Genomic DNA, 13059 nt, shown 5'->3' with positions numbered 1-13059 from the left:
CTGCATCAGGCCACAGCGACGGAAGGCGGGCGATCGTGACCTCCAGCCAGCCCTATCGTCTCGTATCAGGCGGTCTCATCGATCGCGCCGCGCCGCTGGCCTTCCGCTTCGACGGCAAGAGCTTTGCCGGCTTCCAAGGCGACACGCTGGCCTCGGCGCTGATCGCCAATGGCGTCAAGCTGGTCGGCCGCTCGTTCAAATACCATCGGCCGCGCGGCATCCTGACCGCTGGTTCGGAGGAGCCCAACGCGCTGGTCGAACTGCGCAGCGGAGCGCGACGCGAGCCCAACACCAAGGCGACCACGGCCGAGCTTTATGACGGTCTGGAAGCGGCCAGCCAGAACCGCTGGCCGTCGCTGCGCCATGATCTGATGGCGGTCAACCAGCTGTTGGCGCCGATCTTCGTCGCCGGCTTTTACTACAAGACGTTCATGTGGCCGGCCAAATTCTGGGAAGCGGTCTACGAGCCGGCGATCCGCCGCGCCGCTGGCCTCGGTCGCGCTGCAGGCATCGCCGATCCCGACCATTACGACAAGGCGTGGGCGCATTGCGACGTGCTGATTGCCGGGTCCGGCCCGGCTGGGCTGGCTGCGGCACTGGCGGCCGGGCGCGGCGGCGCCCGCGTCATCCTGTGCGAGGAAGATTTCGCGCTTGGCGGCCGCCTGCTTGCCGACGGCGGCACGATCGACGGCGCGCCGGCGGCCGAATGGATTACGCGCACGCTGGCCGAACTCGCCGCACTGCCCGATGTCCGCATCATGAACCGCACGACACTGTTCGGCGTCTATGATGGCGGCACCTATGGCGCGATCGAGCGGGTCAACGACCACCTGCCCTCGCCGCCCGAGCACCAGGTGCGCCAGCGGCTGTGGCGGATCGTAGCCAAGCGCTGCGTCGTTGCCGCCGGCGCCATCGAGCGGCCGATTGTCTTTGCCGGCAACGACACGCCCGGCGTGATGATGGCTTCGGCGATGCGGACCTATGTCGAACGCTATGCGGCAACCCCTGCCACGAGGATCGCGCTGTTCACCAACAATGAGGATGGCTGGCGCACCGTCGAGACCGCGCTTGGCGCCGGATTGCAGATCGCAGCGGTCGTCGATGCACGCCCGGACGTATCCGCCGAACGTCGCGCGCTTGCCGCCAAAGGCGGCTTTGCCGTGCTCAACGGTTTCGTCAGTGGGGTCGAGGGCGGCAAGGACGGGGTCCGGAAAATCGCGGTATCGCTCACCGGCGGCGCGCGCGCCGAAGTCGAAGCCGATGGGCTTGCCGTGTCCGGCGGCTGGAATCCGGCGGTCGGGCTGACTTCCTATCATCGCGGCCGGCCGAAATGGCAGGACGATATCGCAGCCTTCGTGCCGGATGGCGCGCCGCCCGGCATGGTGGCCGTCGGCGCCGCCAACGGCGCCTTCGGCCTAGGCGACTGCCTGCGCCAGGGATTTGCCGCGGGTGCTGCGGCAGCGCAGAGCGCCGGGCGCAGCGGCAATGCCGGCACGCGGCCGGTCGCCGACAGCGAGGCGTTTTCACTAACGCCGCTCTGGCATGTGGCCGGCAAAGGGAAAGCCTTCGTCGATTACCAGCATGACGTGACCGCGTCCGACATCGAACTGGCGCAGCGTGAAGGGTTTGAATCGGTCGAGCATCTCAAGCGCTACACGACGCTCGGCATGGCCACCGACCAGGGCAAGACCTCGAATGTCGCCGGCCTCGCCATCATGGCTGCGTTGTCAGGCAAGTCCATTCCCGAGACCGGCACGACGATCTACCGCCCGCCCTATGTGCCGGTCGCCATCGGCGCCTTCGCCGGCCATCATCGCGACGAAAACTTCCACGCGACACGACTGACGCCGTCGCATCACTGGGCAGCCGAACAGGGCGCGGTGTTCGTCGACACCGGCCTGTGGAAGCGGGCGCAATGGTATCCGCGCGCCGGCGAAAAGGACTGGCTGGAATCGGTGACGCGCGAGGTCAAGGCGGTGCGCTCAGGCGTCGGCTTCTGCGACGTCTCGACGCTCGGCAAGATCGACGTGCACGGCCCGGATGCCGGCGCCTTCCTCGACCGCGTCTACATCAACACTTTCTCCAATCTTGCCGTCGGAAAAGCCCGCTACGGACTGATGCTGCGCGAGGACGGCATCGTCTATGACGACGGCACGACGTCGCGGCTCGCCGAGGACCATTATTTCCTGACCACCACCACCGCCAAGGCCGGGCTGGTGATGCAGCATCTCGAATTCTGCCGGCAGGTGCTATTCCCTGAATTCGACGTGCAGTTGACCTCGGTTTCCGACCAGTGGGCGCAATTCTCGATCGCCGGGCCGAGCGCGCGGGAGTTGCTGAAACAGGTCGTTGATGAATCCGAGGACCTGTCGAACGAAGGTTTCCCGTTCATGGGGGCGCGGGAAGTCGCGCTGCACGGTGGCATCAGAGCGCGGCTGTTCCGCATCTCCTTCTCCGGCGAAATGGCGTTCGAGATTTCGTGTCCCGCCCGCTATGGCGACGCACTGGTGCGCAATTTGATGCTGGCCGGCAAGCCATTCGGCGTTACGCCCTACGGCACCGAGGCGCTCGGCGTCATGCGCATCGAAAAGGGCCATGTCGCCGGACCGGAGCTGAACGGCACGACGACCGCCGCCGACCTCGGCCTCGGCAAGATGATGTCGACCAAGAAAGACTTCATCGGCCGCGTCATGGCCGGGCGCGAGGCGCTGGTCGCGCCGGACCGTCAGGTCGTCGTCGGCATCAAGCCGGTCGACAAGACGCGCCGCCTGCGTTCCGGCGCGCATATTATCCCGAAGGGCGAGACGCCCGGTCCCGACAATGACCAGGGCTATGTCACCTCGGTCTGCTTTTCGCCGATGCTCGACCAGTGGATCGGGCTTGGGCTGGTCGAGCGCGGCCGCGAGCGCATCGGCGAGATCGTCCATGCGCACGATCCACTGCGCGGCGAAGATTACGATGTCGAGCTGTGCAGTCCCGTCTTCTACGATCCGGATGGAGGGCGCCAGCGTGGCTGAGTTTTCCTGGATTGCCCGCAGTCCGCTGGAGAAAGCGCTTGTTGTCGGCGGCTATGGCGCGCGCGGCACGGCGGCCGGCGTATCGCTCACCGAGATTCGCAATTTCGACCTGATCCAGGTGATGGCGCAGCGCGGCAAGGCGGCAGAACTGGCGAAGGCTGCCGAAACCCGCTTCGGCGTTGCCGCCCCGAATGCGCCCAACGCGGTCCGAGTTCCCGACGCCACGCTGATCTGGTCGGGACCGGATCAGTTCCTCGTCCTGTCGAAGGGCGGCATTCACGCGATGGAGAAGCTGAGCCAGGCGTTCTCGCAGTCCGCCTCGCTTTCCGATCAGTCGCATGCGCGCGCCCTGATCAGCGTCTCTGGAGCCAAGGCGCGCTCGATGTTGGTGAAATTGTCGTCGCTAGACCTGCACCCGGCGGCGTTCCCGGCCGGCACCGCTGCGGCGACCTCGGTCGATCACACCAGCATCAATCTCTGGCGCGGCAGTGACCGGCCGGATGGGCAGGCGGTGTTCAATCTTCTGGTGTTCGCCACCTTCGCGGAAAGCCTGTGGCACACGATGCTCGATGCGGCCGCGGAGTATGGCGTCGATATCGGGCATTCCGAGGAATTGGGGTAGCCTTGGCGCGTCTTCCCTTCTCCCCTTGTGGGAGAAGGAAGAGGCGCGCGCTCCACCTTCACTTGCCAACTCCGGCTCTTCTATCCTATTCTTCCCGCTAAAATAATTTCACGCACAGGCAAACTTGTTTCTCGAAACCAGGGTTGAGATGAGCCAGTCGCCCTACCCCGCCGTCGTCGCCGGACCGCCGCGGCCGAGCCTGATCCTGAGGCCAGGCCAGATCGCGCTGCCGGCCGGGATGGAGCGCTACACCGTCCATGGCAACGGCGCGGTGCTGATCGAGGTCGAGGCCGGCGATACGATCAGCGTGCGCAATGTCGAGGGCGGGCAGGCTTGCGAGCTGCTGGCATGGGACAGCAGCGGCGCGACCGATCCCGGCATTCTCGGAGAGAAATCGAACAGCAATGCCGCCGGCATCAAGGCGATGCTGGCCGAGGGCGACGACAGCCTCGCTTCCTTGCGCCGAGGCCTCGAGCGGCGCGAGGTGCAGCTCGATCAGGCAAAGGCGGTTCGCGTTTTCGGCGGCGCCACCCCTGCCGGTACCGAACAGGCTTTTGCCGTCGCCCGCGACGGTTCAATGTTGATTGCCGCGCCCGGCGGGCCGATGCTGGTCGACGGCCACGATACCGCGACGCCGCTTAGCGTCGTCGTCCGGCGCGCCACCATCCGCCCGGCGGAGAAATCCAGGCTCGCCGACCCGCTGGCCGATCCCGTGCTCGACCTGCGCGTCCATTCGGCGACGGCGGAGGCCTATTTCGTTAGGGCGGGCGATTATCTGCAGATCATTGATGTCGACGGGCGCCAATGCACGGATTTCCAGTGCTTTTCGGCGCGCAAGCTGGACAAGGGCCGCGATCATCCGCTCGACGTGACGACGACGCGCACGCTGATGGGCTCGAGCTATCCGATGCCCGGCCTGCATTCGAAATACTACGACCAGGACATGGAGCCGCTGGTCGAGGTGGTGCAGGACACTTGCGGCCGGCACGATGCGTTCGCGCTCGCCTGCGCCGCCAAATATTACGACGACATCGGCTATCCCGGCCATCCCAACTGCTCGGAGAATTTCAACCGCGCGCTGGCCGACAAGGGCGTCACGCCCCGCGCCGGCTGGATGGCGATCAACTTCTTCTTTAACACGGCGATCGACGCGCATGGCGTCGTGGTTTCGGACGAGCCGTGGTCGCGGCCGGGCGACTATGTGCTGCTGCGCGCCTTGACCGACATCGTCTGCGTCTCGTCCGCCTGCCCCGACGACACCACGCCGGCCAATGGCTGGAACCTGACCGACATCCATGTGCGAACCTATTCCGGCCAGCACAAATTCTCGCGAGCGATCGCCAGACGCATGACGCCCGATTCGGAACCGAAAATGACCCGCGAGACCGCCTTTCATTCGAGCTTTGCCAAGCACACCCGCAACTTCGTCGAGTACAAGGGTTATTGGCTGGCCAATTCCTTCGCCAGGCAAGGCCCGATCGACGAATACTGGGCCTGCCGGCAGGACGCCGTGATCATGGACCTGTCGCCGCTGCGCAAGTTCGAGATCACCGGGCCGGACTCCGAAGCGCTGCTGCAATACACGCTGACCCGCGACATCAAGAAACTCGGCGTCGGTCAGGTGGTCTACTCCGCCATGTGCTACGAGCATGGCGGCATGATCGACGACGGCACGCTGCTTCGGCTCGGCAAGGATAATTTCCGCTGGGTTGGCGGCGACGATCTATCCGGTGAATGGCTGCGGGAAACGGCGCAAAAACTCGGCCTCACCGTGCTGGTGCGCTCGTCGACCGACCAGATGCACAATGTCGCCGTGCAGGGACCGAAAAGCCGCGACATCCTGCGGCAGATCATCTGGACCTCGCCGCTGCAGCCGTCGATCGACGAGCTTGAATGGTTCCGTTTCGCGGTCGCCCGCATCGGCGGCGGCAATGGCATTCCCGTCGTTGTCTCGCGCACCGGCTACACTGGCGAGCTCGGCTACGAGATCTGGTGCCACCCGCGCGACGCCGAAAAGGTGTTCGACGCGATCTGGCAGGCCGGCCAGCCGCACGGCCTGAAGCCGATGGGGCTGCAGGCGCTCGATATGGTGCGCATCGAGGCCGGGCTGATCTTTGCCGGCTACGAATTTTCCGACCAAACAGATCCGTTCGAGGCCGGCATCGGCTTCACCGTACCGCTGAAGACCAAGAGCGACGATTTCATCGGCCGCGAGGCGCTGATCCGGCGCAAGGAAAATCCACAGAGGAAGCTGGTCGGCCTCGACATCGACGCCAATGTCGCCGTCGGCCACGGCGATTGCGTGCACGTCGGCCGCGCCCAGATCGGCGTGGTCACCTCCGGCATGCGCTCGCCGCTGCTAAACAAGACCATCGCGCTGGCCAGGCTTGACGTCGCGCATTCGTCGGTCGGCACCGAGGTCGAGATCGGCAAGCTCGACGGCCACAGCAAGCGGCTGCCGGCGCGCGTCGTCGCCTTTGCCCATTATGACCCGCAAAAGACCAGGCCGCGCTCCTGATCGATGCTGTCTGGTTCTTCCCTTCTCCCGTTGCTGTCGTGGGAGAAGGAAGACCGCACCCGTTAGCAGTGCCAACGAAGCTCGACTGTTTCACAAACGCAATGTGCACAGCGTCACAAAGCGCTTGACGTGAAAGCGCGTTGGGTCAATCTTCACTGCTAAGAAAAAAATACTACTGAGCGGAAAACGCCTGGGGCCGTTGAACGTGAGCGTCGATGACGCCTCGCGAGACTGTGGCTGTTGCCGATGGGAACATCAAAAATGGGGAATCCACGTAAATGAGCACGATAGTCACCACCTTGGTGCCGCCTGCCGAAGGGCAGCTGCACCGGAACATCGATTGGCGCGGCGCCTTCTGGGTCGCGAGCGGCGTTCCGGCCCTTGTCCTGTTTTCGATCGGCGGCATCGCCGGCACTACCGGAACGCTGGCCTTCCTGATCTGGACCGTATCCATGGTCATGGGCTTCCTGCAGTCCTTCACCTATGCGGAAATCGCCGGGCTGTTCCCGAATAAATCCGGCGGTGCCTCGATCTATGGCGCCACCGCATGGCTGCGCTATTCGAAATTCATCGCGCCGCTTTCGGTGTGGTGCAACTGGTTCGCGTGGTCGCCGGTGCTGTCGCTCGGCTGCTCGATCGCCGCCGCCTACATCCTCAACGCACTGGCGCCGGTGCCGCTGTTCACCGACACTTCGCCGGAAGTCGCCGCCTATATTGCGGCCATGCCGGAACCAGCGCCGCCGACGCCATCACCGCGGTCACCGCGGCGGCGACGCCGGCGATCCGTAACTGGACGCTCTACGGTCACACGCTGGGCCCGGTTTCCTTTACCTTCAACGCCACCTTCTTCATCGGCGCGGTGCTGATGCTGATCATCTTCTCGATCCAGCATCGCGGCATCCTGGGCACGGCCAACGTGCAGAAATATATCGGCCTGCTTGTCATCATCCCGATGCTCATTGTCGGCGTGGTGCCGATCGTCACCGGCCAGATCGATTGGGCAAATTTCTCGCCGCTGGTGCCGCTCGCGGCAGCCTATGCGCCGGAGCCCGGCGCCTGGAACATCGCCGGCTGGACGCTGGTGCTCGGCGGCATGTTCATCGCGGCATGGTCGACCTATGGTTTCGAGACCGCGGTCTGCTACACCTCCGAATTCAAGAACCCTGGCACCGATACCTTCAAGGCGATCTTCTACTCCGGCCTGTTATGCATGCTGCTGTTCATCCTGGTGCCATTCACCTTCCAGGGCGTCCTCGGCTTGAACGGCATGCTGGCGACGCCGATTGTCGACGGCTCCGGCGTTGCCGATGCGCTGGCCGGCATGGTCGGCGGCGGACAGCTGATCCACAGCCTGCTGGTCATGCTGATGATCCTGGCGCTGGTGCTCTGCATCATGACAGCGATGGCCGGCTCTTCGCGCACGCTCTACCAAGGTTCGGTCGACGGCTGGCTGCCGCGCTACCTCAGCCATGTCAACGAGCATGGCGCACCGACGCGGGCGATGTGGACCGACCTGGTCTTCAACCTGATCGTGCTGGCCATCGCCTCGGCCGACGCGACAAGCTTCTTCTTCATCCTGGCGGTGTCGAATTGCGGCTATATCATCTTCAACTTCCTCAATCTCAATGCCGGCTGGATCCACCGCATCGACAATGGCCACATCGCGCGGCCCTGGAAGGCGCCGAGCTGGCTGCTCGGCCTTGGCGCGGTCTTTGCCTACGTCAACGCTGTTTTCATGGGCGCCGGAGCCAAGGTCTGGAACCCGATGGCATTGTGGGCAGGGCTGATCACGGCAGCCTTGATCATCCCGGTGTTCTGCTTCCGGCATTACATCCAGGACAAGGGCAAGTTCCCCGACCACATGCTGGCCGATCTCGGCATGAGCTCGTCCGACCTTACAGTGCGAAAGGCGGGGATGCTGCCCTATCTGACGCTGGTCGCCGGCGTCGCGGTGATGCTGCTCGCCAACTGGCTGTTCGTCATCTGAGGCTTGCCTTGAGGGATCGGGTGCGCGATGCGCCCGATCCCCTGCCGGAACATCGAGACGCCCGGCACGTCGATTATTTGAGGCATAGCCCTATTTTGTTCTTGCTTTGTGCCCGCAGCTATGCTACTAAATTGGGTATGGTGCCAATTGGCTCCAAAGACCCGCCTCCCGAGGCGGGTTTTTCGTTTCTGACCCTGTTGGCGCCAGGCTCAATCGATCTTGATGAACACGCCCTTGGTGTTGAGATATTCGTCGAGGTGTTCGGCGCCACCCTCGCGGCCGTAGCCGCTCATCTTGTAGCCGCCGAAGGGCACGGCCGGATCGATGGCGTGATAGGTGTTGACCCAGACCGAGCCGGCGCGGATCTTGCGCGACAGCTGGTGGGCGGTAGCGAGATTTTGGGTGAAGACCCCTGCAGCCAGGCCGTAAGGCGTGTTGTTGGCCCGCTCGACCGCCTCGTCCAGAGCATCGAACGGCAAGGCTGAAATCACCGGCCCGAAGATCTCCTCACGGGCGATCTTCATGTCGTCCGAGACTCCGGCAAAGACGGTCGGCGCGACGAAATTGCCGGTGGCAAGCGCGCCTTCCACAAGCCGGGTGCCTCCGGTGACGAGTTTCGCCCCTTCCGCAGTGCCGGCCTCAAGGTAACCGGTGACCCGTTGCAACTGCTTTTCGGAGACGAGCGGGCCGATCTCGGTCGCCGGGTCGATGCCGTCGCCGACCCTGAGACCCTTGGCATATGCCGCCAGCCGCTCGACGAACTCGTCATGGACGGCGCGTTCGACAAACAGGCGCGAGCCGGCAATGCAGATCTGGCCGGAATTGGCGAACACCGACATCGCCGCCACCGGTACCGCCTTGTCGAGATCGGCATCGGTGCAGACGATGACCGGCGACTTGCCGCCGAGTTCCAGCGAGACGCGCTTGAGGTTGCCAGCCGAGGCCCGCACGATCGACTGGCCGGTTGCCGTCGAGCCGGTGAAGACGATCTTGTCGACGCCCATGTGCTCGGCGAGTGCCGCGCCTGCCTCGGCGCCGGTGCCGGTGACGATGTTGACGACGCCTTCCGGGACGCCGGCTTCGTTCATGATGTCGGCGATCAAAAGCGGCGTCAGCGGCGCCTCTTCCGATGGTTTCAGCACGATGGTGCAGCCGGTCGCCAGCGCCGGGCCGATCTTCCAGATCGACGCCGCCGTTGGCGCGTTCCAGGGAATGATGGCGCCGACGACGCCGACCGGCTCCTTGCGGGTGAAAGAGACGATTTCGCCGGGCAGCGAGTTGTCGATGGTCTCGCCGTGCAGCGCCGTCGCCATGCCGGCATAGTAGCGCAGCATGCCGATGACGCGGTTGCGGTTGGCGCGGGTGCGTATGATCGGCATGCCCATGTCGGTGGTGTCGGAGCGGCTGATCTCTTCCCAGTGCTTTTCGAAGAGGTCGGCGATCCTTAGCAGCAGCACCTGCCGCTCATAAGGCTTGAACCGGCTCCATGGCCCCTCGAACGCCTTGCGGGCGGCAGTCACCGCGACGTCGATGTCCTGGCGGTCGGCGCGCGGCACTGTGGCGATGACCGCGCCGGTGGCGGGGTTGCGGCTCTCCATGGTCCGACCGGAGCGGGCATCAACCCACCCACCGCCGATGAACATCCGGCGATGGCGCCCGTCGATCGGCAGCCGCAGCGCCGCCGCTGTCTGAGGCATGGTCATAACGTCCTCCTCCGGCGCCTACGCCTGGTGGGCGGATTAAACCGCCGGAGGTCACATTTGCCAACAGCGCTATTCGGCCGCCAGGGCCAGTTGCGGCCTTTCGTTCTTTTCTTCCGTCTCGGCCGGCTGCTCCACCACCTTCTTGGGCTCCCTGCCGAAGAACAGCGCATAGGCTGCCGGCAGGACAAGGATGGTCAGCACCGTGGCGACGAGAATGCCGCCCATCATGGCGTAGGCGAGCGGCCCCCAGAAGACGCCGCGCGAGATCGGGATCAGCGCCAGCACCGCCGTCAGCGCCGTCAGCACGATCGGCCGGAACCGGCGCACCGCCGAGCCGATGATGGCCTCGGAACGCTCCACGCCGGCGGCGATGTCCTGGTCGATCTGATCGACCAGGATGATCGAGTTGCGCATGATGATGCCGAGCAGGGCGATGACACCGAGGATGGCGACGAAGCCGAACGGCGCGCCGCTGATCAAAAGTGCCGCGGCCGCGCCGATAATGCCGAGCGGACCGGTCGCCAGCACCAGCATCGCCTTGCCGAAATGCTGCAGCTGGATCATCAGCAGCACGACGATAACGGCCAGCATGATCGGCGCTTTCGCCGCAATCGAGGCCTGGCTTTCGGCCGCATCCTCCGCGCCGCCCTGGATCTCGATCTTGTAGCCGGGGGCGAGGCTGGCGCGCAGGCCCTGCATCTCGCTGTACATTTTCATGGCGACATCGTTCGGCTGCACGCCATCCGGAAGCGTGGCGCGTACACTGATGGTCGGCAAGCGGTCGCGCCGCCATTCGACGCCTTGATCCAGCACCGGGACCACCTTGGCGACCTGCGACAGCGGCACGGAGCCACCGAAATCGGTCGGGATGTAGACGGAGTCGACCGCCGACAGCAGGTGACGGCTTGCCTCCGGCTCACGGGCGACGATCGAAACCGTCTCCTCGCCGTCGCGGAAGTCATCGAGCGGCGCTCCGGACATGGTCGCCTGCAGCATCTGGCGGATGCGCTGCGAGGTGACGCCGAGCGCACGGGCACGATCCTGGTCGATCACCAGCTTCATCGCCGGCACCGGCTCCAGCCAGTCGTCGTGGATGGCGCCGAGCAGCGGATTTGCCTGGAACTTCGCCTTTACCTCGTCGGCGATGCGGCGCACCTCCTGGCGATCGGGACCCATGACGCGCATCTGCACCGGCCAGCCGGTCGGCGGACCGAGGAACAGGCGATCGACCTTGGCGCGGATCGATGGGAAATCTTCGGCCAGGATGGTGCGCAGCTTGACGATCAGCCGCTCGCGGGCCGGTTCGTCATTGGCCATCACCAGAAGCTGGGCGAAGTTCGGGTTGCGAAGCTGCTGGTCGAGCGGCAGGAAGAAGCGCGGCGCGCCTTCACCGATATAGGTGGCTATGAAGCGCTTGTCCTTGTCGTCCATCATCCTGGCTTCGAGCGCCTTGGCCTGCGTCTCGACTTCCTTGATGCTGGTGCCTTCCGGCAGCCAGAGATCGACGAGGATTTCCGGACGCGACGATTGCGGGAAGAAATTCTGCGGAATGAACTGGAACGCCCACAGGCTGGTGGCAAACGTCATCAGCGTCATCACCAGGACGATGATGCGGTGGCGCACCGCCCATCCCACGGTCGAGCGAAGACGGCGGTAGAAGCGCGTGTCGAAGACATCGTGATGGTTGCCGGCGTGCTTGCGCTGCTTCAGGATCATGTGGCCGAGCCACGGCGTGAAATAGACTGCCGCAAACCAGGACACGACCAGCGCGATGCCGACGACGTAAAACAGGGTGCGCACATATTCGCCGGCTGTCGAGGCAGCGAACCCGACGGGGATGAAGCCAGCTGTGGTGATCAGCGTGCCGGTCAGCATCGGGAAGGCGGTCGAGGAGTAGGCGAAGCTTGCCGCCTCGACCTTGACCAAGCCTTCCTCGAGCTTTCGCTCCATCATTTCGACGACGATCATCGCGTCGTCGACCAAGAGGCCAAGGGCGATGATCAGCGCGCCGAGCGAAATGCGCTGCAGGTCGATGCCGAGCTCGTACATGATGGCAAACGTGGCCGCCAGGACCAGCGGAATGACGATCGCGATCACCAGGCCCGAGCGCCAGCCTATCGACAGGAACGATACGAAAAGCACGATCAGCAGCGCTTCGCCCAGCGCTTCCATGAACTCGCTCACCGCCTCCTTCACGACATGTGGCTGGTCGGAAATCTGATCGACCGAAACGCCATAGGGCAGCGCCTCTTCGAAGCGCTTATAGGTCGCTTCGACGTCCTTGCCGACGTCGGTGACGTTGAAGCCCTTGGCCATGACGACGCCGAGCTGGACGCTGTCGTGTCCGTTGAAACGGTACTTGCGCTGGTACGGATCCTCGAGGCCGGAGGTCACGGTGGCGATGTCGCCGAGGCGCGTCACCTGGTTCCCGGCGCGCAGGCGAAGCTCGCGGATGTCGGCCGCCCTGGTGACATCGCCCTCGACCGAAATGCGCACCGAACGCTGGCCGGTGTCGACAGAACCTGCCGGGTCGACATTGTTCTGGCCTCGGATCGCATTCTGCAGGTCGGTCAACGTCAGGCCACGTTCGGCAAGCGCCTTGGATGAAACGTCGATGTAGAGTTTTTCCGGCTGGTCGCCGATGATCACGGCCTTCTCGACACCGGGCGTCGTCAGCAACATGTCACGCGCCTGGATGGCGAATTTCTTCAGCTCGGGATAGCTGTAGCCGTCGCCGCTGATCGAATGCAGGGTGATGAACGTGTCGCCGAATTCGTCGTTGAAGTAAGGCCCGAGCAGCCCCTGCGGCAGTTCGTTGGCGATATCGCCGACCTTCTTGCGCACCTGATAGAAAGCATCGGCGACCTGCGCCGGATTGGTGTCGCCCTTGACCTGCAAGGTGATGATGGCGCTGCCGGCGCGGGTGTAGGAGCGGACAAAATCGAGGTGTGGGGTTTCCTGCAGCTTGCGCTCGATCTTGTTGACGACCTGGTCCTCCATCTCCTTGATCGAGGAGCCTGGCCAGATCGCCTGGACAACCATGACGCGGAAGGTGAAATCGGGGTCTTCCTTCTGGCCCATGCGCATCAGGCCGAGCGCACCGGCGACGATGATCAGCCCGAACAGGAAGCGGGCAATGCTCGGATGGCCGATTGCCCAGCGCGAAAGATTGAAAGACCGCTTTTCATTGGTATCGATGGTCATCGGCGTCA

Annotated in this window: 5 protein-coding genes and 1 pseudogene; 4 read left to right on the top strand and 2 right to left on the bottom strand. The window is 64.4% G+C overall.

Going from position 1 to position 13059, the window contains the following annotated elements; all coding sequences use genetic code 11:
- Window positions 1–35 precede the first annotated feature (35 nt).
- From NKI79_RS10015 to NKI79_RS10000, 4 genes and pseudogenes are all read left to right on the top strand, one after another.
- The gene (locus NKI79_RS10015; protein ID WP_352801373.1) at window positions 36–3017 is read left to right on the top strand and encodes a sarcosine oxidase subunit alpha; all 2982 of its coding nucleotides are present in this window, start codon (window positions 36–38) and stop codon (window positions 3015–3017) included.
- Window positions 3010–3639, top strand: coding sequence for a sarcosine oxidase subunit gamma (locus NKI79_RS10010; protein ID WP_352801372.1), 630 nt, complete (start codon window positions 3010–3012; stop codon window positions 3637–3639). The genes NKI79_RS10015 and NKI79_RS10010 overlap by 8 nt, the downstream gene beginning before the upstream one ends.
- Before the next feature lie 148 nt (window positions 3640–3787).
- Window positions 3788–6157, top strand: coding sequence for a trimethylamine N-oxide demethylase (locus NKI79_RS10005; RefSeq protein WP_352801371.1), 2370 nt, complete (start codon window positions 3788–3790; stop codon window positions 6155–6157).
- 278 nt (window positions 6158–6435) lie between these two features.
- A pseudogene (locus tag NKI79_RS10000) lies at window positions 6436–8144 on the top strand (trimethylamine N-oxide permease).
- Between the two features lie 209 nt (window positions 8145–8353).
- Here NKI79_RS10000 and NKI79_RS09995 read toward each other — a convergent pair.
- A complete protein-coding gene (locus NKI79_RS09995) occupies window positions 8354–9847 on the bottom strand; it encodes an aldehyde dehydrogenase family protein (RefSeq protein WP_352801370.1) in 1494 nt (497 codons plus the stop codon).
- 69 nt (window positions 9848–9916) lie between these two features.
- On the bottom strand, window positions 9917–13051 hold the full coding sequence (locus NKI79_RS09990) for an efflux RND transporter permease subunit (RefSeq protein ID WP_352801369.1): 3135 nt from the start codon (window positions 13049–13051) through the stop codon (window positions 9917–9919).
- Between the last annotated feature and the right edge of the window lie 8 nt (window positions 13052–13059).

The sequence above is a fragment of the Mesorhizobium sp. M0340 genome (assembly GCF_040321535.1).
Classification (GTDB): domain Bacteria; phylum Pseudomonadota; class Alphaproteobacteria; order Rhizobiales; family Rhizobiaceae; genus Mesorhizobium.
Note: the sequence above shows the minus strand (reverse complement) of the source record. Positions and strands in the feature narration are given on the sequence as shown.

Coding starts and splice junctions, on each gene's coding strand:
- NKI79_RS10005 (WP_352801371.1), top strand. CDS start 3,788: ATGAGCCAGTCGCCCTACCCCGCCGTCGTCGCCGGACCGCCGCGGCCG.
- NKI79_RS09995 (WP_352801370.1), bottom strand. CDS start 9,847: ATGACCATGCCTCAGACAGCGGCGGCGCTGCGGCTGCCGATCGACGGG.
- NKI79_RS09990 (WP_352801369.1), bottom strand. CDS start 13,051: ATGACCATCGATACCAATGAAAAGCGGTCTTTCAATCTTTCGCGCTGG.